This is a genomic window from Halomonas sp., from assembly GCF_033549285.1.
Lineage (GTDB): Bacteria > Pseudomonadota > Gammaproteobacteria > Pseudomonadales > Halomonadaceae > Halomonas.
Window position 1 is genome coordinate 1 of sequence record NZ_JAWSUJ010000069.1, and the last position, 21,846, is coordinate 21,846.

Genomic DNA, 21,846 nt, shown 5'->3' on the forward strand with positions numbered 1-21,846 from the left:
CGGTGACGCTGCGCGTGCCGGCCGGCGCCGGCGTGCTCAGGCTGCCCGAAGGGGGCTGCGCGCGCATCTTCACCGGCGCCCCGGTGCCGCTGGGCGCCGATGCCGTGGTGCCCCAGGAGAGGGTGCGCCTGGACGCCGCGGGGCGGGTACATGTCGCGGGGAAACTGGCCGAGGGCGCCAACATCCGTCGCCGCGGTGAGGAGAGCCGCGCCGGTGACGTGGTGCTGGCCGCGGGCACGCGGCTGAACGCCGCGGCCATCGCCCTGCTGGCCAGCCAGGGCATCGATGCCGTGACGGTGCGCCGGCGGGTCCGCGTGGCCCTGGTCAGCACCGGCGATGAGCTGATCGAGCCCGGCCAGGCCTGGGTGCCCGGCCAGGTCTACAACAGCAATGGTGCCATGCTGCGTGCCCTGCTCGCCCAGCAGGGCTGCGAGGTCCTCGAGCTGGGGGTCGTCGCCGACACCGCAGCTGACCTGGGTCAATGTCTTGCCCGGGCGGGCGAACAGGCCGATCTGGTAGTGTGTACGGGTGGGGTCTCGGTGGGGGAGGAGGACCATGTGCGTCCGGTGCTGGAGCGCCTGGGTGGCGTCGCCTTCCACGGCGTGGCGATCAAGCCCGGCAAGCCCTTCGCCCTCGGCTGGGTCGGTTCCTCGCTGCGGGACGGCACCCCGCTGATCGGCCTGCCCGGCAACCCGGTGGCCTCGCTGGTGGGGTGGCAGTGGCTGGCGCTGCCCTTCGTGCAGGGGCGCCAGGGGCGCACCCCACCCGCGCTGCAGCGCTTCCCGGTCACCGCCGGCTTCTCCCGGCGGGCACCGAAGGGCCGGCGAGAGCTGCTGCGGGTGGTGCTGGACTGGACCGGTGGCGCCCCCGTGGCACGCCTGGCCGGCGGGCAGGGTTCCCACATGCTCGGGGCCGCCAGCCAGGCCCATGGCTACCTGATCATCGATGCCGATACCCCTGTGGAGGAAGGCCATGTCTACGGATACTGCCCCGGTACCCAGTTCCTCGACTGAGCTGCTGTTCCGGCCCCGACAGCTGCGCGAGCTGGTGCGCGGGGTGCCCTGGCTGGGCGACCTCGACGAGGACCAGCTCGAGGCCCTGCTGCAGGACACCGAGGTGCGCACCCTCAAGACTCGCGAGTGGCTGTTCCGCCAGGATGCCCCGGCCGATTGGCTCTACGTGGTGATCAGCGGGGCGGTGCGCCTGGTGCGCGGCGCCGGCGACGGTCGCCTGGCGACCATCCGCTGCGTGGAGCGCGGCGGCACCCTGGGCGAGCTGAGCATGGTCTCCAGCGCCGGGGTCTACCTCTACTCCGCCGAGGCCCTGCGCCGCACCCATGTGCTGACCATCCCTGCGGCGCGCTGCCGCGAGATCATGGACCGCCAGCCGGCCTGCCGGGCAGAGTTCATGAGCCGCCTGGCCCTGGAGCTCACCGAGCGCCTCGAGGACATGGCGCTGCTGACCCAGGCCGACGCCATGGCGCGCCTGGTCAGCTACATCCTGCGCCAGCTCCCGGCGGGCCGCGCCAGGGGTCCCCGGGTGGTTCGGCTGACCATTCCCAAGCGCTGGCTGGCCGCCCAGCTGGCCATGACCCCGGAGACCCTGTCGCGCCTGCTGGCGAGGCTGCGCGAGGAGGGGATCATCAACATCGACCGCCAGCGTCTGGTGGTGCTCGACGAGCAGAAGCTGCGTGACCACATGCTGAGCGACGACTGAGCCCTGTGTCGTCATTCCTGGGAGGCCCCATGTCCCGACCCCGCAACACCCGTCCCCTGGTCTACTCCTGCTCGGGCTGCTCCGACGTGGCCCAGCTCGCCAACCAGGTCGCCCTGCGCCTGGACCATGGCGGCGAGGCGGAGATGTCCTGCATCGCCGGGGTGGGCGGTGGCGTGCCCGGCCTGGTGCGCACCGCCCGCGCCGGACGGCCCATCGTGGCCATCGACGGCTGCCAGATGCACTGTGCCCACCACTGCCTGGCCAATGCCGGCGTGGCGCCCACCGAGCACGTCAGGCTCTACGAGCAGGGCCTGAAGAAGCGCAAGGGGCGCCTCTACGACGAGCAGACCGTGGCGAGCGTCACCGCCGGGGTGAGCGCGCTGATCGCGCGGTTGCCGATGGACCCCGCCGCCCGGGGCGAGCCGGCCTGAGCCGTCCCCCCGCCCGCGGTCTGCCCCGCTCGGGGATGTCGTCCCCGGCGTGACTCGGCTAGGCTCGGGGAAATCCTCGACCTGGACCTGCCGCATGCCCCCTTCCGATCCCGCCGAGACCCCGGTTCCCCACCTGGACGAGCCGTGCTGGGAGCGCCTCGGCCGCCTGCCGATCGTTCCCGACGACGAGCCCCTGGTGCCGATGAGCCTTGCGCCCGAGCCGGTCCGGGTCTTCCCCGCCTATGCACGGCTGGGCATCCCCGGCGCGGTACCCGAGTGCTTCGTGCGGGAGAGCGTCCATCGGCGCCTGCTTTCGGTGGCGCGTGGCCTTCCGCCGGGCCTCGGCCTGGTGGTGCTGGACGGCTGGCGACCCTGGCGGGTCCAGCAGTACCTCTTCGACACCCTCTTCGAGGTGATGCGCGCCCGGCACCCGGCCTGCGACGAGGAGGCGCTGCTCGCGTGCACCCGGGAGTTCGTGGCGATGCCCAGCCGTGACCCCCGGGCGCCCAGCCCGCACCTCACCGGCGGCGCGGTGGACGTGACGCTGTGCGATGCCGATGGCTTGATGCTCGACATGGGGTCGCAGTTCGACGAGGCGAGCGCGGCCTCCCACAGCGACTACCTGGAGCGTCTCGACGCCCCGGATGCCCGGCAGCGCCGGGCCAGGGACTACCGCCGGGTGCTCTACCATGCCATGCGCGGCGCGGGCTTCAGCAACCTGCCCAGCGAGTGGTGGCACTACGACTTCGGCAACCAGCTGTGGGCCCACTACGGGGGCCACCCCCAGGCGCACTTCGGGCCGGCGCAGCTCGATACCATCGAGGAGCGCTGGAAGCGGCAGCTTGGCGACGGCTGAGGGGCGGCCCAGGGCCGGCAGGGGCGGGCTCGGGTTATAGTGGCCTCCCCTCGTGACCCTGGAGACGTCGATGCTGCTGGAGAGCCTGTCGCCGCTGTCGGGCGGCATCAACCTGGTGCTGGTGCTGCTGTCGGTGTTCACCTCGGCCTTCACCGCCGCGGTGGGCGTCGGGGGCGGGGTGCTGATGATCATGGCGCTGGCCCAGGTGATGCCGGCGGCGGCGCTGATTCCGGTCCACGGCATGGTGCAGTTCGGCTCCAACGTCGGTCGCACGGCGCTGACCTGGCGCCATGTCGACCTCGCCCTGCTGGGCGCCTTCCTGCCCGGCGTGGTGCTGGGGGCGCTGGCCGCCGCCTGGCTGCTGGTGCGCCTGCCGGCCGGGGTGCTGGAGCTCTGCATCGCCGCCTTCGTGCTCTTCACCTGCTGGGGGCCGGGGCTGCCGAAACGGGCCCTGGGGCGGGGAGGCGTGCTGGTCGCCGGCGCCGTCACCACCCTGCTCTCCAGCCTGGTGGGCGCCAGCGGCCCCATGGTGGCCGCCTTCATCAAGCAGAGCCAGTCCGGTCGGCTGGCCAAGGTGGCCACCTTCTCCGCCTGCATGCTGCTGCAGCACCTGACCAAGGCCTTCGTGTTCGGCGTGGCAGGCTTCGTCTTCCGCGACTGGCTGCCGCTGATGCTGGTGATGGTGGCGGCGGGCTTCCTCGGCACCTGGCTGGGCCTGCGTCTGCTGCATCGCCTCTCGGAGCACCGCTTCGACACCCTCTTCAAGTGGGCCTTGACGCTGCTGGCGCTGCGCCTGGTGTGGCTCGGCGGGCAGCGCCTGCTGGGCCACTGAGGACGCAGGGTTAGACCTTGGTCGCATGTTATCATCCCCGGCCCACCGGTGATCACGGGAGCCAGTGCCCTTGGACAGTGCGACGCGCCTTCAGCGACTGACGGGACTCGACCGGCAGGGGGTGTACTTCGGCGCCGCCACGGCCCTCGCGGCCTGGGCCTCCTTTGCCATCGCCTCCCTGCTGCATGTGCAGAATGCCTTCTGGGCGCCCATGGCGGTGTGGATCGTCGCTCAGACATCGCGGGGCCTGCTGCTGGAGCGCGGGGTCCACCGTCTTGCCGGGACCCTGGTCGGCGCCGTGGCCGGTTTCCTTCTGCTCACGAGCGGCCTGCCGACCCTCGCCGTGATTCTTCTTCTCGCGCTCTGGACGGCCCTGTGTGGCGCGACCTCCCAGCTGATCCGGGCCTCGCTGGGCTATGCCTCGATGATGGCGGGCCTGACCGCCAGCGTGGTGCTGCTGCCGAGCCTCGGGGATACCGGCCGGGTCTTCACCCTGGCGCTCTCCCGGGTGGAGAGCACCCTGATCGGGGTGCTCTGCGTGATGCTGATGGGCTGGCTGATCCTGCCCCGACCGGCCAGGCAGCAGCTTCTCGAGCGAGTCCGGCAGCTGGCCGGCGAGGCGCTGGTGCGCCTTGCCGGACGCCTCGGCGCCTCCGCGCCCTCCTCCCGGGAAGACGGCGAACTGCTGATGGCGCTGGTCGAGGTGGAGCAGCAGCTGGCCCCGGTGTATGCCGGTCCCTTCAAGCCCTCACGGGGCGTGCGCGTGGACAACGCCTTCGTGGCGGCGATACTGGGGCTGATGGCGGCGCTGCGTACCATGGCCGGGGCCAGCGGGCCGGAGCGGCGTGCCCTGCGGGAGGCCCTGACCCAGGCGGCGACGGCCCTCAAGCAGCCGCTGGTGCCAGGCTCGGCCCGGGATGCCCTGGAGCGGGCGTCGGCCCTGGCGCGCCCCTTCGACCGGGGGCTTGCCGCGGCGCTGGACAAGCTGCTGATGGCGGAGCGGGCCGCGCTCGCCTGGCGGAAGGGAGAGGATCCCGGCCCCCTGCTGGCCCGGGGGGCGACCCTGGTCACCCGGCGCGACGCGCGCTCGGCGGTGATTGCCGCCGCCGGTTCGGGGCTGGTCACACTGGCAGGGGGACTGTTCGTGTTCTATTCCGAATGGTCCAACGCCTGGATGCCGGCCATGGGGCTCTGCACCTTCACCACGGTGCTGTCGAGCATGGACCTGCCCCAGAAGGTTGCCCCGAAGATGGCCCAGGGGGTGGCCGTGGGGGTGACTCTGGCGGCGCTGTTCCGGCTGTTGCTGATGCCCCACGCCGGCTCCCTGGGGGAGATCCTGGTGATGCTGGCCCCCTTCATGCTGCTGGGTGGGCTGGCCCGGGCCAGCACGAGGACGGCCATCCCGGCCCTGGACGGCAACATGTGCTTCATGCTGGCCAGCCAGCCCTTCCTGTCGGCCTCCATCGCCATGCCGGACGTGCTGGTCGATTCCGCGGCGCTGCTCGCCAGCATCCTGCTGGTGGCCCTGGCCTACCGCCTGCTGCCCCGCGACCCGGGGCGCCGGGCCGGACACCTGGCGCGGCTGATCCTGCGCGACGTCGAGCGGCTCTGCGGCCAGGGCGGCGGGGGGCTCGACCGTCGCTGGCACGGCCGCATGTTCCGGCGTCTGCTGCGGCTGATGCTCCACCTGGGGCGTGCCGATCGCATGGGGATCGACGAGCGTGCGGGGTTGCTCGGGGTCCTGAACCTGGCCCACGCGATCATCGCGTTGCGCGAGGGACTGGCCGACCCCCGGCTGACTGCGCAGCAGCGCCAGGAGCTGGAGGCTGTCCTCGAGGCCCTGCGTCGGCTGGCCGGCGCGCCCGGTCATGCACGAGAGCGGCTGGAGGCGAGTCGGGAGCGGCTGGCCAGCGGCGGTGTGGATACCGCGCTGGTGGGGACCCTGGACCAGGCCCGAGAGGCCTTGGCGGACTGCGCCGGCCTGGTCGGGCTGGCAGCGCCCGGCCGCTGAGTCCTTTCGGCGTCAGGCGGCCAGGCGAGCTCGTCGCCGCTGAACGGCTTCCCAGGCCTTCTCGTGGAAGAAGTAGGCGACGGTGTTGGCGGCGGGTTCGAGCAGCGCGATCATGCCGCCAAGCACCCAGCTGCCGGTGATCAGGAAGGTCACGCCGAAGGCCACGCAGAAGTGCACGACGGCGAAGGTGGCTGTCTTCTTCATGGCGAGGCTCCATGCCGTGATCGGTTCATGCCTGCCAGACTAGGGGCGCGTCGCCCATCGAGTAACCTGATTTACCGTATGGTTACGATAGGTGAACGCTATCGAAGGGGATGGCCGCCGCCGGGGCGAGGGGAAGGGACGAGGTAATATGGCGAAAAATCGGCAGAAAATCCGACCCCTGCCCTGTACAGCGCGTCATAGACGGCCATAATGGCTAGATGCAACGGTAACAAACCTCGAGGGAACGCGACATGGTGCCTATCACAATAATCAATCGGCGCCGGAGAGGGGGCATCTTCGTGCTGCTGGCCTGCCTGCTGCTGGCTACCACGGCCGTCCAGGCCAATCCGCGCTATGCCGGTATCGTCATCGATGCCGACAGCCAGGAGATCCTCTACGCCGAGAATGCCGACAAGCTGCGCTACCCGGCCTCGCTCACCAAGATGATGACGCTCTACCTGATGTTCGAGGCCCTGGAGGAGGGCAGGCTGAGCCTGAGCCAGCCGCTGCCGGTTTCCTCCTATGCCGCCTCCAAGCCGGCCTCCAAGCTCTATGTGAAGGCCGGCTCGACGATTCCCGTGGAGAAGGCCATCGAGGCGCTGGTGATCAAGTCGGCCAACGATGTGGCCGTGGTGGTGGCCGAGGCCCTGGGCGGCAGCGAGACGCACTTTGCCCGCATGATGACCGACAAGGCGCGCGACCTGGGCATGCCGGACACCGTCTTCCGTAACCCCAACGGCCTGCCCGATGCCGGCCAGGTCACCACGGCACGTGACATGGTGGTGCTCTCCCGGCACCTGATGCGCGACTTCCCCCAGTACTACCCCTACTTCTCGCGGTCGAGCTTCAGCTGGAAGGGCAAGACCATCACGGGGCACAACCGCCTGCTCAATAAGTATCCCGGTGCCGATGGCCTCAAGACCGGCTTCATCCGCGCCTCGGGCTTCAATGTGGCCACCTCGGCGGTGCGGGACGGCCGTCGCCTGCTCACCGTGGTGATGGGCGGCTTCACCGCCGCCTCGCGAGATGCGCACACCGCCGACCTGCTGGATCGCGGTTTCGTGCGTGCCTCGCTGGCCGATGGCCGCGGATGGCTGGCCAGTGCGGACATCTCCGGTGGCCGGCTGATGCCGGGCGAGCCCCAGGCACCGGGCCAGCCGGTCGGCGACCGGGTCCGCCTGGCCAGCCTCGGCGCACCGTCCCCGGGCGCCGCCTCGCCGCCCGAGGCCTCGGCCTTCCCGCCGGCCCCGGTGGAGGCGCCGATGGCCACCGTGGAGGCCCCGCGGCAGGCCGTGGCGTCGCGAGTCGCTACCGTCGAGACACCGGCTGACACCACGACGGCGAGCCTGGAACAGGGCTCGGCCGACGACCCGATCCGCGAACTGATGGCCAGCACCTCTGCATCGGCGGGTCCCGTCCCGGATGTCTCCGTCCGGCGAGGGGGCTGGGGCGTGCAGGTCGGCGCCTTCAGCGATGTCGTCCAGGCCCGCACCCTGGCCTCCCGCGCCGCCGATCAGCTGGCCAGTGAGTTGGCCGATGCCCGGGTCGCCGTGGCCGATGCCGAGAAGGCAGGCGTCTACCGCGCACGCCTGGTGGACATGAACGAGGGCCAGGCCCATACCGCCTGCCGTCGCCTGGTGGCCCAGGGCATGGAGTGCATGGTGGTCCAGGCCAGCCTCTGAGGGCTTGCCCTCCGGCACACCACCGACTAGCGTAGTGAACTCCACCCACCCCGCCGGCCCAAGGCCGGCGGGGTGGCTTTTTGGGGTTCCGCCAGGGGAGGGCAGTCGGCATGTCACCGTCATTCAAGGGCATCGGCTTCATGTGCCTGGGCGTGCTCTGCCTGGCCATCGGCGACGCCATCGCCAAGTGGCTGGGCGAGGTGCACTCGCCGCTGCAGATCATCTTCTTCCGAACCCTGGTCTCGCTGCCGCTGATCGCGGCGCTGGCCCACTTCGGTGGCGGCCTGCGCAAGCTGCGCACGCGACGCCCCGGGATCCACCTGCTGCGGGGGCTGATCTACACCGGCACCATGTTCTGCTTCGTGCTGGGCCTGACCCTGCTGCCGCTGGCCGAGGCCACCGCCATCGCCTTCGTGGCGCCGCTGTTCGTCACCCTGCTCTCGGTGCCGCTGCTCGGCGAGCGCATCGAGGGACCGGTGCTGGCGGCCTCGCTGGTGGGCTTCGCGGGGGTGCTGATCGTGGTGCGTCCCGGCGGCGAGGCCTTCGACCCCGGCGCCCTGGCGCTGATCGGCGCGGCGATCTTCTATGCGCTGATGATGATCACCGCGCGACGCTGGGGCGGTACCGAGCACCTCTGGGCCATGGTGTTCTACATGACCCTGGTGCCCTTCGTGGTCACCGCCCTGGCGCTGCCCTGGGTGTGGCAGACGCCCCACCCCTGGCACTGGCTGGCCTTCGCGGGGTCGGGCCTCTTCGGGGTGGGCGCCACGGCCTTCATCACCATGGCCTTCCGCCATGCCCCGGCGGCCATCGCCGCCCCCTTCGACTACACCGCCATGCTCTGGGCGGTGCTGCTGGGCTGGTGGTTCTGGGGCGAGATGCCGGATCTCTGGGTGTTCGTCGGCAGCGCCCTGATCATCGGCAGCGGCCTGGCGATCGCCTACCACGAGCGACGCACGACCCTGAAGCGCCGGCCGACCTCCTGACGCCTCAGCCCCGGGAAAGGAAGGCCCGCGCGGCCGCCTCGGGGTCGGGGGTGCCGCAGATTGCCGAGATCACCGCCAGTCCCTCGGCGCCTGCCTGGCGCGTCGCCGCCACGTGCTCGGCCTTGAGGCCGCCGATGGCCACGCTGGGCAGGGGGCTGGCGGCCACCAGGGCGGCCAGCCCCGCGAAGCCCAGCGGTGCGGCATGGTCGTGCTTGCTGGGGGTGGCGAACACCGGACCCAGCCCCAGGTAGTCCAGCGCTGCCGGGTCGAGGTGGGCGAGCTGGTCATGGGTCTGGACCGAGAGCCCGAGGATCGCCTCCGGGCCGAGCGCCGCGCGGGCCCGGGCCACGCCGCCGTCGTCCTGGCCGATGTGCAGGCCATCGGCGCCGGCGGCGAGCGCCACCTCCAGCCGGTCATTGATGATCAGCGGCACGCCGCTGCCGGCAAGCGCGGCCTTGAGGTGGCGCGCCTGGTCGACCATCTCGGCATCGGAGGCGTGCTTGTCGCGCAGCTGCACCACCGTCACCCCGCCGCGCACCGCCGCCATCACGGTCTCCTCCAGGCCATGCGCTGCGCAGAGCCCGCGGTCGGTGACGAGATACAGGGAGAGATCAAGGCGCATGGTCCACCTCCAGTCGGACCCGTGCGGTCAGGGCCTCGCCATCCAGGTGATAGAGGGCGTCGAGGAAGGCCACCGCGAAGCTGCCCGGGCCATTTGCCAGTTCGCCGGCCAGTTCGCCGGCCACGGCGTAGCAGGCAAGCGCCGCCACCGTCGCCTCGAAGGGGGCATCGGCGCCGGCCAGGAAGGCCGCCACCACCCCGGTCAGCGCGCAGCCCAGGGTGGTGACCCTGGGCATCAGCGGGTGGCCGCCCCGCAGGTGGGCGACCCGCCGGCCGTCGGTGACCAGGTCCTCCTCGCCGGTCACCGCGACCACGCCGTCCGTCTGGCGGGCCAGCCGGATGGCGGCGTCGCGGGCCGCCTCGGCCGAGTCGGTGCTGTCCACGCCGCGCCCGCCGCCGGCATGGCCCGCCAGGGCGATGATCTCCGAGGCGTTGCCACGGATCACGTCCGGCGCGAGCGCCAGCAGCCGCGCGCCGGTCTCGCGGCGATAGCGCGTGGCGCCCACCGCCACCGGGTCCAGCACCCAGGGCCGCCCCGTCTCCCCGGCGGCCAGGGCGGAGGCCTCCATGGCCTCGACCCAGTGGGGCGAGAGGGTGCCGATGTTGATCGTCAGGGCGCCGGCCAGCGCGGTGAACTCGGCGGCCTCCTCGCGGGCATGGACCATCGCCGGCGAGGCGCCGATGGCCAGCAGCACGTTGGCCATGCTGTTCATGGCCACATGGTTGGTGATGTTGTGGACCAGCGGGCTGGTCTCGCGCACCCGGGCCAGGTGCACGGCGGGATCGATGGCAAGCATGGGGCCTCCCCGGCGCGGGAGGTGCGGCGCGGCGGCAGGGCCGGGGCCGCACGACTCCCTACGCCGGCATTATCCGGGTCAGGTTCCGAGGGTGCATCTCAGCCGTGGCGATGCCGCCGCGGCGCCCCTGTCGTCAGGCCCACTATCCCTGCCCGCTCCCTGGCTGTAAAGGCCGGGTTCAGGCCAGCAGGTGGAAGCCGGAGAGGGTGATCAGGCTGGCCAGTACCAGGCTGTTGACGGTGTCCAGACCTTCCTCCGCCAGCCAGCGGCTCGGGTTGCACAGGGCGAGTGCCAGGGTGCCGAGAGTGGCCAGCCCCAGTGGCAGCTCCATGGGCTCCCAGCCCGCAATCAGCGCACCCACGGCCAGCAGCAGCACGCCAGTGGCGATCAGCATCAGGTCCCCCATGCCTACCGGTGGGCTCGGCGAGACGGTGGTATCGATCGTGGCAGTGCTCATGATGGCATCTCCTCTTGCGGGCCGAAGGAATCCTGCTTCTGTCCGGGACACTAGCTCGGTACTCTTAAGGTTCGCTTACGGCGGCATGAACAAGGGGCATCAGAGGCAGCTACATGGGCTACGGCATCCTGCTGCCCGACTATCGGATTGCCGTGCACCCGACCGGCGCCTTCGAGGCCTACGATGAGCGGATGAACGCGCTGGAGGAGGCCAGGCCTTCCTCGCGGGTCGCCAGCGAGGTGCTGCAGGCCCTGTCACGCTTCTATCGTTGATGAACGCAACATGAACCCGGCGTTAAGCGTCCCGCAAGGTGGCATGAGGTAAAACGGCAGGCATCCATTCACCTTGGAGGATGCCTGGATGAACGTTCTGGATACACGCTATCGCTACGGTGCCGTCTCACGGGCCATTCACTGGAGCATGGCCGTGCTGCTGGTCCTGATGCTCGGCAGCGACTGGCTGATGGAGGCCTTCGAGGGCCTGGGCGAGGCGCAGCTGATGGGGCTGCACAAGAGCGTCGGAGTGCTGCTGCTGGGCCTGCTGGTGTTCCGGCTGGCATGGCGCCGGGCCAACCGCGGGCGCCTGGAGGCTCCCGAGCACTGGGAGTGGGCATCCCGCCTGGGACACTGGGCGCTCTATGGCATGATGGTGCTGATCCCCGCCACCGGCCTGCTGGCGGCCATGGGCAGCGGGCACGGCGTGGAGTTCTTCGGCCTGCCGCTGATCTCGCCGGGAGCGGAGATCGAGTGGCTGGAGGATGCGGCCGAGGAGACCCATGAGGTGACGGCCAACCTGCTGTGGCTGCTGATTGCCGGACACGTGGTTGCCGTACTGGCCCATCAGCTCTGGCTACACGACCGGACCCTGAAGCGCATGGCCTGAGCGGCGGAACGATAAGAGCCCCGAACCCGGCGCACCCGATATCCACAGGGCGCGCCGGGTTCGCTGTCGATGGGGCTCAGTCACGGGCCGCGTTCGACCCTGTCTCGTGCCCGTCGAGCCAGCGCAGGGCCACCTTCCGGGCATGCATCAGCTCCCGGCACCAGGTCAGCCGTCCGGCCGTGCGGCGGATCCCCGCCCGGCGCAGCTTGACGAGGATCCGTGCCGGCAGGCCGACCAGCACCAGGGAGACCCCCTCGCGGTGCATCTCGTCGATCAGGGCCTTGAGGGCCACGATGGCGGTGCCATCCATGCTCGGCACGTCATGCATGTCGAGGATGACGACCCGCACCTTCGGGTCGACCAGGTGCAGCGAGACGAGCGCCTTCTCCGCGGCGCCGAAGAACAGCGGACCATTGATGTCGTAGAGGGCGACCTCGCCGGGCAGCTCGTCGATGCTGGCATGGGTCCCGCTGTCGACGCGCTGGGTCTGGGTCAGCAGCGACATGCGCCGGATGAACAGCGCAGCGGCCAGCCCGATGCCCACGGCCACCGCCAGCACCATGTCGAACACCACGGTCAGGGTGAAGCAGGTCACCAGGATGGCCACGTCCCCCGCCGGGGCGGAGCGCAGGGTGTGCAGGAAGTGGCGGGCCTCGCTCATGTTCCAGGCGACGATGAACAGCAGCGCCGCCAGCGCGGCCATCGGCACCAGCCCCAGCAGGCCCGCCAGCGCGACCACCGCCAGCAGCACCACCAGCGAGTGCACTACCGCCGCGATCGGCGAACGGGCGCCGCTGCGGATGTTGGTGGCGGTCCGGGCAATGGCGGCCGTGGCGGTGATGCCGCCGAACAGCGGCGCGACGATATTGCCCAGCCCCTGGCCGATCAGCTCGGCGTTGGGGTCGTGCCGGGTGCGGGTCAGGCCGTCGGAGACCACCGCGCAGAGCAGCGACTCGATCGCCCCCAGCATGGCGATGGCGAAGGCGGGACCGAGCAGGGCACGGATCAGTTCGAAGTCCAGTGCCAGCGGTTCGCCGTCCGCGCCGGGCAGTCGCCAGGGGGCCACGAGACTCGGCGCGATGGGAGGAATGCCGCTGCCCGTCTCGCCCCGTGCCTCCCAGGTGAAGCGCGAGGCGATGGTCTCCACCAGGTTCCCCGAGCTCGGGTCGCCGATTCCGTGGTTGACCGCATAGGCCGCCACCGCGCCGACCACCAGCCCGATCAGGGGCGCCGGAATCGGCACATGCAGTCGCGGCCAGAGCAGCATGACCCCCAGGGTGAAGGCCCCGATCCCCAGCTCCAGCGGCTCCAGGCTCGGCAGCGAGACGGCGATCCGCCCCAGGTTCTCGACGAAGTGCTCGCCCAGCTGGCCGACCTGAAGGCCCAGGAAGTCGGGCACCTGGAGTACCGCGATCACCACCGCGATCCCCGCCGTGAAGCCCAGTACCACCGGATAGGGCACGTACTGGATGAGGCGCCCCATGCCGGTGAGGCCCAGCGCCACCAGGATCAGGCCGGCCATCATCGAGGCGAGCAGCAGGCCGCCCAGGCCGTACTGCTGGACGATGGGGAAGAGGATGACGACGAAGGCCGCCGTCGGGCCCGAGACATTGAAGCGTGAGCCCCCGGTCAGCGCGATGATGGCGCCGGCGACGATCGCCGTGTAGAGCCCGTGCTGGGGAGGCACGCCCGTGGCGATGGCCAGGGCCATGGAGAGCGGCACGGCCACGGTACCGATGGTCAGCCCGGCCAGCACATCGCGGCGCAGGTCGTCCAGGCCGTAGCCGTCTCGCCAGGCCGCGCGCAGGCCGGTGGCGATGCCGGGAAGTCGCGGGGACGGTCGGTGGCGTGCCATGCGCGGGGTCTCCTCGTTACGGGGTCACCCGCCCCTGGATGGGCCGATGGCCGCATCCATCATGGGCGTTGCCCCGGTTGCTTATGTGAATGACATTAACATGCCGTTAGTATTGTCGACAAATGGGCTCTCGCCATTGCCTAGGGTGACAACGGAAATTAACATTTGATGATAATGTTTTCGGAGAATCACGATGGAGAAGAAGACGGCACGCCTGACCCTGCTGATCGACCCGCACAAGAAGCGGGCCTTCGAGCAGCTCTGTGCGGCCCAGGACCTGACCCCTTCCCAGGTGGTTCGACAGCTGATCCGCGACTACCTGCGCGACCATGGCGTGGAGTACGAGACCCGCCCCGACCTGGCCAGCCGCGACGCACCGGGGCGGGAGTGAGCTTCCGACCCGGCCGGCATGTGTTCAGGCGGCAGTGCCCTTGGGGGAGTGGCACGCCTGGCTGATGTCCAGGCGCGGGTCGCGGATGGCGCTCTCTATGCCCAGCATGCCGAGCAGGCTATGGAAGAGATGGTCATGACTCAGCGACTGGTCGGCCCGGCTTGCCAGGCAGCCGCGCTCGAGCCCGGCGGCCTGGTCGAACGCACGGGATGACCACCAGGTCATCGGTACCCGGGTCTGCTCCTCCGGGGCGATGGCATAGGGCAGGCCGTGCAGGTAGATGCCCTTCTCGCCCAGTGATTCGCCATGGTCGGAGATATACAGCAGCGCCGTGGCCAGGGACGTCTGCTGCTCGAGCAGGCCGATGAGGTCATCCAGTACGTTGTCGGTATACAGGATCGCATTGTCGTAGCTGTTCACGATCGACTCTCGGGAGCACTGGGCCAGGTCCGCCGTATCGCAGGTGGGGGTAAAGACCCTGAAGGCCTCGGGATAGCGCTGGAAGTAGCTGGGACCGTGGTTGCCGAGCATATGCAGCACGATCACCGTGTCCTCGCGTATCGAGCCGATGCGCCGGGAGAGCTCCTTGGTCAGGGCGCCGTCCAGGCAGCCGCTGTCGTTGCACAGCGTGGGGTAGGCGTCGGGCGCCGGCGACTGCCTCTCCACGCCGTCGCAGACCCCCTTGCAGCCCGACTGGTTGTCGATCCAGGCCACCTGGTAGCCCGCGTGCTTGAGCACGTCGAGCAGCGACTCGTGGCTCCGGATATAGCGTTCATCGTAGTTGGCCTTGCCAAGGGGCGAGAACATGCAAGGCAGCGAGACGGCGGTGTTGGTGCCGCAGCTTGCTACCTCGCTGAAGTTGATGACGTCGCGGCTCGCCAGTCTGGGAGTGGTCTGGCGTGGGTAGCCGGACAACCCCCAGCTGGAGGCGCGCACCGTCTCGCCGACCACCATCACCAGCAGGCGCGGCTTGCCGGTGGCACTGGCCTGCCGAGCGGCATCCTCGCCGATGGGCAGGCGCTCCTCCGGCAGAGGGGCGTCGGCCGCCATCACCTGGCCTGTCGAGACGAGGGCGTTGCCCGGCGTCACCAGGTAGCGCAGCTCATGATGGTTGCGCATCAACGAGGAGAGGCTCTGGAAGGAGAGCAGCAGGGACACCACCAGCACCCCGAGGCTGCCGCCCAGCCACAGCAGCGACATGCCGAGCCCCCGTTGCCAGCTCCGCTGCCGAAGCGGCCAGCGCCATATCACCAGCATCGGCAGCCCGGCGAAGAGCAGCAGATAGAGGACCAGCCCCGGGGTCAGCAGCTCGCCGGCCTCCCGGGTATCGGTCTGCAGCACGTTGTCGATCATGTGGGTGTCGAAGTAGGCCCCGTAGTGGCCGGTGAAGTAGCTGATTGATGCCGCCAACAACACCAGCAGGGACAACAGTGGCTTGACGCTGAGTCGGTTGACCAGGGGCAGGCAGACCACCAGGTGCAGGGCGATCATCACCACCCCGTAACCGACCAGCTGGCCCCAGTCGCCAACCCCCGTAGGCGGCTCGGCCTCGATCACCGCTGACCAGAAGCGCTGGTTATAGAACAGGGTGAAGCCCAGGCAGGCCAGGAGGGTGAGCGCCTGGGGTGACAGGGCCGGCAGCCACGAGCGGGAAAGGGCCCGCCCCAGGCGGGCCAGGGAAATCGAATCAGGCATCGTGGGATGTCTCGTCGGTGTCGTGCGGCAGGATCCGGCGGCGTTGCGGCTGATGCTTCGTCGGCAGCAGCCAGCTCGCCAGCGATGTGCTGATCGTCCAGCAGAGCATCAGTGTCCAGAGGTCATGGGACAGGAAGTGGGCGCCCCGCAGCTGCTGGGCGACGCCGAAGACCAGGCCCAGCCCGAGTCCCGAAGCCAGTCCCAGCCAGCGCAGTCGCGGCAGGGTGGCCGCCAGGAAGTAGTAAAGCGCCAGCCAGGCGTAGCCGGCACTGGCATGGCCGGCGGGAAAGCAGGCGGTGTCCGGCATTCCGGCGGGTCGCCATTCCAGTAGCCCGATGAAGGGCCATTCTCCGCCATAGCGGGCCAGGTCCCAGGGGCACTCCATGCTGATCAGCTGCTTGAGGGTCGAGACCGCGAGCGTCGAGCCCGCCACGGCGAGAAAGAGGAAGAGTAGCGGCCGTCGCCATGGGCGCAGCGGTGTTGGCGGCAGGCTGGCAAGCAGGGCAAGCACGACCCCGGCCCCCATCCACTGGCTGAGGGTGCGGCCACCGCGATGCAGCCACTCCTGCAGCAGCCCATGACCCTGCAGGGCCCACTCGCCGCCTTGCCACTGGTAGAGCGCATCGGCAAGGCGGAAGTCCAGCTGCAGACCCTGCTCCACCAGCATCAGGGCGGCAAAGCCGCACCAGGCGAATAACAGCGGGTAGGGGAAGGAAACGGGAATCCCCGTCTCTGCGCCGGAGCGTATCGTCACCCGGGGTGTCCTGTCGGGCATGGCATCGCCGTATCGAGAAGCGGAGATGCCATCTTGGCCGGGCCAGCTTAACGCTGGCTTATGGTGCGGTGAGGGTCACGTCACCTGGTGTGTGCGTGGCAGCACGACCTCTACCCTGAGCCCGCCGCCCGGGGCCTCGTCGAATCGCAGGCGGCCGCCGTGGCGCTGCAGCAGCCGGTCGACGATGGAGAGCCCCAGGCCGGCGCCGGCCCCCGGGCCGGCTCGGTGGAAGCGCTCAATGACCTGGGGGCGTTGCTCTGCCGGGATGCCTGGGCCCTGGTCGTCGATCGTCAGGGTCAGGGCGTCGGCGCCGGCCGCCAGCCCGACGGCGACGGTGCCGCCCTCGGGGGAGTGCTGAAGGGCATTGCCGGCCAGGTTCTGGATCAGGGTATCGAGGGTCCCGGGCTCGACCGCGAGTGCCCAGTCGGCGGCCTCGTCGGCCTCCAGCTGCAGCTCGATGCCGCGTTCGGCGGCCAGGGGCGAGAGCTTGGCCAGCGCCTCGCGCACCTCGGCCAGCAGGTCGGCGGGCTGGCCGGCCAGCGGTGTCTCCTCCTCCGGGTCCAGGCGGGCCAGGGCGAGCAGCTGGGTGACCAGGCGAGTGCTCCGGGCCACGCCCTCGCGCAGCTTGTCCAGCGCCTCGCGGCGGTCCGCCGGGTCCTCGGCGGCCAGGGCATTCTGGGCATGCAGGTCGAGCACCGCCAGCGGCGTGCGCAGCTCGTGGGCGGCGTCGGCGATGAAGCGCTTCTCGCGCACCCGCAGCGCGCGAATGCGCTCGAGCAGGCGGTTCAGGGCGCCGGCGATGGTCTCCAGCTCCCGCGGCAGCGGGTGGAGGATCAAGGGCTGCAGGGTGTGGGGGTCGCGTCGGCGGATCTGCTCGGCCATCCGCGACAGCGGCCGCAGCCCCCAGCCGATCGCCCACCACAGCAGCAGGGCCAGCACGGGGAGTCCCAGCAGGTCCGGCATCAGGGTGCGCAGGGCGATCAGGGTCACCAGCTCGCCGCGCACGTCATCGCGCTCGCCCACCATCACGCGCCGTTCCTCCTCGGGTGTGCTCAGCGCATAGACCCGCCAGCCATGGCCGTCCAGGCGGGTGTCCTGGTAGCCCTCCCTGAGCTCGGTCAGCGGCGCCTGCGGCGCGCTGGCCGAGCGCAGCAGCAGCCGGTCGCCCTCCCACAGCTGGAAGGCGAGCTTGCTCTCGTAGCGGTGGCCGGCGATGCGCTGGTCGGCCTGCTCGGCGCGCTGCAGGGAGGCCTCCAGGCTGGCCAGCAGCGCCTCACGCTGCTCGGCGGCCAGCGGGGCGCGCATCAGCCCCTCCAGCAGCCGGGCGTTCTGGGCCAGGTTGGCATCGAACAGCTCCTCCACCTCGTGGGTGGCGTCGCGGTAGCTGGTCAGGCCGATCACCAGCATGCTCAGCCCGAAGACCAGCAGTACCACGCCCAGGGTGCGTCGACGGATCGACATCAGCCCCTTCCGTCCGGCACGGGGCTGTCCAGCACATAGCCGATGCCGCGCAGGGTGCGGATAAGCTCGGGGAAGAACTTGCGGCGCAGGTGGTGCACGTGCACCTCGATGGCATTGCTCTCCACCTCCTCGTCCCAGCCGTAGACCAGCTGGGTCAGGGTGTCGCGGGTGAACACCCGGCCCGGATGGGCGAGGAACTCCTGGAGCAGGGTGAACTCGCGTCGCGAGAGCGACACCGGCTCGCCGCGATAGCTGACGCTATGGGTGGCGGGATCGAGGCGGATGCCGCGAGCCTCCAGCACGCTGCTGGCCTGCCCCTGGCTGCGGCGCAGCAGGGCCCGCAGCCGGGCCTTGAGCTCCGCGACCTGGAAGGGCTTGACCAGGTAGTCGTCGGCGCCGGCATCCAGGCCCGCGATGCGGTCGTCGATGCCGTCCCGGGCGGTCAGCACCAGCACCGGCACGCGGTTGCCGCGGCGACGCGTCGCCTCCAGCACCCGCATGCCGTCGAGCCCGGGGAGGCCGAGGTCGAGGATCACCGCATCGAAGGGCTCGTTGCCCTTGAGGGCGGCCAGGGCCTGCCGGCCATCGGCCAGCAGGTCCACGGTGTAGTGCTCGGGCTTGAGGGCCAGGCGGATGCCCGCCGCCAGGCTGGGGTCGTCCTCTACCAGCAGGATGCGCATGGGGGGCGGGTCACTCCTTCAGTTGGGCCAGCAGGCGGCGCACCTCCTCGCGGCGCCCGGCATCGGCGAGCTCGCGGCCGGGGCGGGGCGGTGCCTGCAGCGCCTTCTCCAGGGCCCGGCGCGCCTCGGCGTCGCGGCCCTGCTCATGCAGATAGTCGCCCCAGAAGTAGAGGCTGTCGAGCCCGTCGGGGTTGATCGAGAGGGCCCGCTTGAGGTGCCACTCCGCCTTGTCGTCGTCGCCGAAGGCCACCGGCCAGCCGGGAACCTGGTAGTAGAGGGCGCCGAGGCTGGTGTAGGCCGAGCCGTCCAGGGCCAGGGGATCGAGCGCCAGGGCGGTCTCCAGCTCGGCGCGGGCCTGCTTGACTAGCTTCAGGGCACCCAGGCCCCCGCTGGCGCCCGCCTGGGTGGAGCGCACGATGCCGGCCCAGAGGTGAAGCTCGGCGGCGTCGGGGTGGGCCTCGACCAGCCGGTCGGCCTCGGCGGCCAGGGCGGCATAGGCGTCCGCCTGCTGTTTCTCGGGCAGTTCGTAGCGGATCTCGGCCCAGCGCTGCTGCAGCCGGGCGAGCGGCTCGGCGATCCCGGCCTCCATGGCCAGCAGCCCGGTTGCCGGCAGGCAGGCCAGGGCGGTGGCCAGCAGGGCCGCGGCCAGGCGACCTCGACTGGCCGGTGTCTTGCTGTGGTGTCGTGTCATGGCGGGATTCCTCCTCTCGAGAAGCGTCAGGGCGTGTCGCGGGGTACGCTCGCACCGGGCGTGGCGACGAAGCGGCGGATGATCGGCAGCTGGCGCGCCAGGGCCCGGTCGACCAGCCTCGGCAGCAGGCTGTTGAGCCGGGTGAAGAGCCGCTCGGGCCGGCCCAGCTGGGTCTCCTCGCGGCCACGCTCGATGGCGCGGCGCACCGCCGAGGCGACCCGGGCGGGGGTGTCCATGGCGTTGCCAAGCGCCTGGTTCATCGCCTCCACCTCGGGGGCATTCATGGCGGTGCGGGTGGCCCGAGGGGCGACGTGCAGCACCCGCACGCGAGTATCGGCGAGCTCCCGGCGCAGGGCCTGGCTGAAGCCGCGCAGGGCGAACTTGGTGGCGCAGTAGCCGACCTGGCCGGGATAGCCGATGGTGCCGAAGGTCGAGCCCAGGTTGACCACCCAGCCATGCCGCGCCGCGAGCAGCATCGGCATCAGCGCCCGGGTCAGCTGCAGGGTGGCGGTGAGGTTGAGGGTGACCAGGCGCTCGAGATCCTCGTCGCTGCAAGACTCGAACAGCCCCACCCGGTTCACCCCGGCGGCATTGACCAGCATGTTGCAGCCTGCCATGGCGGCGGCCTCGGCCAGCGCGGCCCGGTCCCCGGGGCGCGTCAGGTCGGCAGCCAGGGCCGTCACCTGGCCCGGGTGGCGGGCGACGAGAGCCTCGAGGGCCTCGTCTCGGCGCCCCGTGACCAGCAGCGTCGCGCCCGCGGCGGCGAACTCGTCCACCAGGGCCTGGCCGATGCCGCCGCTGGCGCCGGTGATCAGGATCCGCTGGGCGGGCCAGCCCCCCTCCGGCAGGGCAGGGCCGCGAGACCATCCGTCAGGCCAGCGCATCGGAGAGCTCCCGGGTGGCGCTGCCACCGGCACAGCGGGCCTCGACGCCGCGGAACATGGCGCCGTAGAGGCGATAGACCGTCTTCGCGGTGTCGATCACCGCCGCCAGGTCGTCGGCCTCGAGGCGGTTCACCAGTCCCTCGAAGAAGGCCAGGTGGCCGATGTCCAGGCTGCCGTGGGAGGTCAGGTAGCGCACCGCGTCGTCGGGCAGGCCGAGGCTCGCCTGAAGCCGCTCGGCGGCCTGGGTGGCCAGTGCCGTGCTGGTGCCCTCGAGGACCTGGACCATGCCGAAGAAGGCCACCGGGTTGCCGTGGGTGATCTCGTCGCGCACGGCGGCCACCATCAGCCGGGTGGCGGGGTCCGCCGGCCGTACGGCAGCCGCCTCTGGATCGCCGCCGGCGGCGCGGATGTCATCGAGGATCCACTGCTCGTGGCCATGCTCCTCCTCGATGTACTCCACCAGGGCGTCGCGCAGCCAGCCCAGCCGGTCCGGCAGGCGGGCACCGCAGGCCATCATCAGCGGCACCGTGAAGCGCACGTGGTGATAGGCCTGGCCGAGGAAGGCCAGGTACTCGCGGTGGCTCACCTCGCCGGCCAGGGCGCGGGTCAGCAGCGGCGTGGAAAGCAGCCAGTCGCGCTCGGCGCGGGTGGCGGCCTGGAGGTGCTGGTAGGGGGTCATGGGGTCACTCCTTGCGCGGGAAGGGGTCGGCTGGCGAGGAGCCAGTCGCGGTAGCGGCCATGGATGGCGTCGCGTCGCAGGCGGCCGTTGGCCGTCAGCTGGTGGTTCTCAAGGGTGAAGGGCGCGCAGCGGCGCCACTCGTGGACCCGGGCATAGTCGGGCAGGCCGGCATTGGCCTCGGCGACCGCGACGGCCAGCCGGGCGTCATCGAGGTCGGACGAGGCGGGCACGATCAGTGCCCGGTTCCCGGCCAGGGCCTCGCCGTGAACCAGTGCCTGGGCGATGGCCGGTCGGGCGCAGAGCTCGCCCTCCACCCACTGGGGGTCAACGTTGCGGCCATAGGCGGTAATGAAGACGTCCCGGCGGCGGCCATCGAGCATCAGGGCCTCGCCGGTCCAGTGGCCCAGGTCGCCGCTGGGGTACCAGTCGCCGGCGGCCGGCTCGCCCAGGTAGCCGAGCATGGTGGCCCCCCGGACCTGCACCTCGCCGCCGGCGGCCAGGCGGACCCGGGCATGGGGCAGCGGCCGACCCACGCCACGGGCGGGCTCGCCGGGCCGGTTGAGGCACACCACCGAGGCGCACTCCGAGAGCCCGTAGCCCTCGAAGACCGGCCAGTCGCCGTCCCGTGCCCTCTCGAGCAGGGTGGCCGCCACCCGGGCGCCGCCCACGGCGACGAAGCGCAGGCTCTCCGGGGCCGCGGGGCTCGCCGCCACCAGGGCCTGGAGCAGCTGGGGCACCAGGATCAGGCTGTGCGGGCGGAAGGTCGCGATGGCTCCCAGGGCCCGGCGAGGGTCGAAGCCGCTCGCCCCCTGCCAGCCCAGCTCGGCGACCGCGGGCAGGCAGGCGGTGGCGCCCAGCCACAGCGGGACGTAGAGGCCGCCGATGTTCTCGAGCAGTGTCGCCAGCGGCAGCATCGCCAGGTGGCGTTCGATTCCGAGCGGTTCGATCACCGTGGCGAGGCTCTCGGCCACTGTCAGCGGGGCGAGGCCGTCGAGGCAGACGCCCTTGGGGGTGCCGCTGGTCCCGGAGGTGAAGGTGATGCGGGTGGTCCCGGCATGCAGGGCCGCAGGCGAGGCCACCCGTCGGGTGGCGATGGCCGGGTCCGGCGTGGCGGAGAAGCCGAGCGCCTCGGCACCGGGGCCGATCCAGGTGTCCAGGCCGGCGCTCGCCACCAGGTGACGCCGCTGGGCGTCGCTGAAGAAGGCCGGCACCGGCACCGCGACTCGTCCATCCCGCAGCAGGGCCAGGTCCCAGAGGGCC

The 21,846-nt window shown here is 71.0% G+C and carries 24 protein-coding genes and 1 riboswitch; of the genes, 11 read left to right on the forward strand and 13 right to left on the reverse strand.

What is annotated here, in order from left to right; all coding sequences use genetic code 11:
- The 6 genes from SCI24_RS14675 to SCI24_RS14700 form a co-directional block, all read left to right on the forward strand.
- Positions 1 to 1,013, forward strand: a 1,013-nt coding sequence (locus SCI24_RS14675; protein ID WP_318726082.1) for a molybdopterin molybdotransferase MoeA, incomplete at its 5' end; no start/stop codon positions are given.
- Entirely contained in the window at positions 973 to 1,716 is a 744-nt protein-coding gene (locus tag SCI24_RS14680; RefSeq protein ID WP_318726083.1) for a Crp/Fnr family transcriptional regulator, read from the forward strand. The genes SCI24_RS14675 and SCI24_RS14680, both read left to right, overlap by 41 nt.
- Positions 1,717 to 1,745: 29 nt before the next feature.
- On the forward strand, positions 1,746 to 2,147 hold the full coding sequence (locus SCI24_RS14685) for a putative zinc-binding protein (RefSeq protein WP_318726084.1): 402 nt from the start codon (positions 1,746 to 1,748) through the stop codon (positions 2,145 to 2,147).
- 94 nt (positions 2,148 to 2,241) lie between these two features.
- Positions 2,242 to 3,003, forward strand: a complete 762-nt coding sequence (locus SCI24_RS14690) for a M15 family metallopeptidase (RefSeq protein WP_318726085.1) — start codon at positions 2,242 to 2,244, stop codon at positions 3,001 to 3,003.
- 70 nt (positions 3,004 to 3,073) lie between these two features.
- Positions 3,074 to 3,835, forward strand: a complete 762-nt coding sequence (locus SCI24_RS14695) for a sulfite exporter TauE/SafE family protein (protein ID WP_318726086.1) — start codon at positions 3,074 to 3,076, stop codon at positions 3,833 to 3,835.
- 70 nt (positions 3,836 to 3,905) lie between these two features.
- Positions 3,906 to 5,846: an FUSC family protein gene (locus SCI24_RS14700; RefSeq protein WP_318726087.1), complete on the forward strand. Its 1,941-nt coding sequence runs from the start codon at positions 3,906 to 3,908 to the stop codon at positions 5,844 to 5,846.
- A 12-nt stretch (positions 5,847 to 5,858) separates the two neighbouring features.
- Here the strand turns inward: SCI24_RS14700 and SCI24_RS14705 are convergent, their stop codons facing one another.
- On the reverse strand, positions 5,859 to 6,050 hold the full coding sequence (locus SCI24_RS14705) for a DUF2061 domain-containing protein (protein ID WP_106229467.1): 192 nt from the start codon (positions 6,048 to 6,050) through the stop codon (positions 5,859 to 5,861).
- A 251-nt stretch (positions 6,051 to 6,301) separates the two neighbouring features.
- Here SCI24_RS14705 and SCI24_RS14710 point away from each other — a divergent pair, with 251 nt between their 5' ends.
- A complete protein-coding gene (locus tag SCI24_RS14710) occupies positions 6,302 to 7,732 on the forward strand; it encodes a serine hydrolase (RefSeq protein WP_318726088.1) in 1,431 nt (476 codons plus the stop codon).
- Positions 7,733 to 7,842: 110 nt separating this feature from the next.
- Positions 7,843 to 8,718: a DMT family transporter gene (locus SCI24_RS14715; RefSeq protein WP_318726089.1), complete on the forward strand. Its 876-nt coding sequence runs from the start codon at positions 7,843 to 7,845 to the stop codon at positions 8,716 to 8,718.
- A gap of 4 nt (positions 8,719 to 8,722) precedes the next feature.
- Here SCI24_RS14715 and thiE read toward each other — a convergent pair whose 3' ends face one another.
- From thiE to SCI24_RS14730, 3 genes are all read right to left on the reverse strand, one after another.
- On the reverse strand, positions 8,723 to 9,340 hold the full coding sequence (gene thiE / locus SCI24_RS14720) for a thiamine phosphate synthase (protein WP_318726090.1): 618 nt from the start codon (positions 9,338 to 9,340) through the stop codon (positions 8,723 to 8,725).
- Positions 9,330 to 10,136, reverse strand: coding sequence for a hydroxyethylthiazole kinase (gene thiM, locus SCI24_RS14725; RefSeq protein WP_318726091.1), 807 nt, complete (start codon positions 10,134 to 10,136; stop codon positions 9,330 to 9,332). The genes thiE and thiM overlap by 11 nt, the downstream gene beginning before the upstream one ends.
- Positions 10,137 to 10,174: 38 nt before the next feature.
- Positions 10,175 to 10,275, reverse strand: a riboswitch (TPP riboswitch).
- A gap of 39 nt (positions 10,276 to 10,314) precedes the next feature.
- On the reverse strand, positions 10,315 to 10,593 hold the full coding sequence (locus SCI24_RS14730) for a hypothetical protein (RefSeq protein WP_318726092.1): 279 nt from the start codon (positions 10,591 to 10,593) through the stop codon (positions 10,315 to 10,317).
- A 113-nt stretch (positions 10,594 to 10,706) separates the two neighbouring features.
- On the opposite strand from SCI24_RS14730, the gene SCI24_RS14735 reads away from it, so the two are divergent.
- The gene (locus tag SCI24_RS14735; protein WP_318726093.1) at positions 10,707 to 10,865 is read left to right on the forward strand and encodes a hypothetical protein; all 159 of its coding nucleotides are present in this window, start codon (positions 10,707 to 10,709) and stop codon (positions 10,863 to 10,865) included.
- An 88-nt stretch (positions 10,866 to 10,953) separates the two neighbouring features.
- Positions 10,954 to 11,475, forward strand: a complete 522-nt coding sequence (locus tag SCI24_RS14740) for a cytochrome b (RefSeq protein ID WP_318726094.1) — start codon at positions 10,954 to 10,956, stop codon at positions 11,473 to 11,475.
- 76 nt (positions 11,476 to 11,551) lie between these two features.
- On the opposite strand, the gene dauA is transcribed toward SCI24_RS14740, so the two are convergent.
- Positions 11,552 to 13,330 carry a C4-dicarboxylic acid transporter DauA gene (dauA, locus tag SCI24_RS14745; protein ID WP_318726095.1) on the reverse strand — a complete coding sequence of 593 codons (1,779 nt, stop codon included), beginning with the start codon at positions 13,328 to 13,330 and terminating at the stop codon, positions 11,552 to 11,554.
- Positions 13,331 to 13,523: 193 nt separating this feature from the next.
- Between dauA and SCI24_RS14750 the strand changes: the two genes are divergently transcribed.
- Positions 13,524 to 13,721 (forward strand): CopG family transcriptional regulator, encoded by a 198-nt coding sequence (locus tag SCI24_RS14750; RefSeq protein WP_240569722.1) that lies wholly within the window; start codon positions 13,524 to 13,526, stop codon positions 13,719 to 13,721.
- A 24-nt stretch (positions 13,722 to 13,745) separates the two neighbouring features.
- Here SCI24_RS14750 and SCI24_RS14755 read toward each other — a convergent pair whose 3' ends face one another.
- The 8 genes from SCI24_RS14755 to SCI24_RS14790 form a co-directional block, all read right to left on the reverse strand.
- Complete coding sequence (locus SCI24_RS14755) at positions 13,746 to 15,416, reverse strand: phosphoethanolamine--lipid A transferase (protein WP_318726096.1); 1,671 nt, start codon at positions 15,414 to 15,416, stop codon at positions 13,746 to 13,748.
- On the reverse strand, positions 15,409 to 16,170 hold the full coding sequence (locus SCI24_RS14760) for a phosphatase PAP2 family protein (RefSeq protein ID WP_318726097.1): 762 nt from the start codon (positions 16,168 to 16,170) through the stop codon (positions 15,409 to 15,411). Before SCI24_RS14760 ends, SCI24_RS14755 begins: the two co-directional genes overlap by 8 nt.
- A gap of 96 nt (positions 16,171 to 16,266) precedes the next feature.
- A complete protein-coding gene (locus SCI24_RS14765; RefSeq protein WP_318726098.1) occupies positions 16,267 to 17,652 on the reverse strand; it encodes an ATP-binding protein in 1,386 nt (461 codons plus the stop codon).
- Positions 17,652 to 18,332, reverse strand: coding sequence for a response regulator transcription factor (locus tag SCI24_RS14770; protein WP_318726099.1), 681 nt, complete (start codon positions 18,330 to 18,332; stop codon positions 17,652 to 17,654). The genes SCI24_RS14765 and SCI24_RS14770 overlap by 1 nt, the downstream gene beginning before the upstream one ends.
- 10 nt (positions 18,333 to 18,342) lie before the next feature.
- A complete protein-coding gene (locus SCI24_RS14775; protein ID WP_318726100.1) occupies positions 18,343 to 19,023 on the reverse strand; it encodes a hypothetical protein in 681 nt (226 codons plus the stop codon).
- A gap of 26 nt (positions 19,024 to 19,049) precedes the next feature.
- Positions 19,050 to 19,907, reverse strand: a complete 858-nt coding sequence (locus tag SCI24_RS14780) for an SDR family oxidoreductase (RefSeq protein WP_318726101.1) — start codon at positions 19,905 to 19,907, stop codon at positions 19,050 to 19,052.
- Entirely contained in the window at positions 19,894 to 20,586 is a 693-nt protein-coding gene (locus SCI24_RS14785) for an iron-containing redox enzyme family protein (RefSeq protein WP_318726102.1), read from the reverse strand. The genes SCI24_RS14780 and SCI24_RS14785 overlap by 14 nt, the downstream gene beginning before the upstream one ends.
- The coding region (locus tag SCI24_RS14790; RefSeq protein WP_318726103.1) for an AMP-binding protein at positions 20,583 to 21,846 on the reverse strand (1,264 nt) is incomplete at its 5' end. The genes SCI24_RS14790 and SCI24_RS14785, both read right to left, overlap by 4 nt.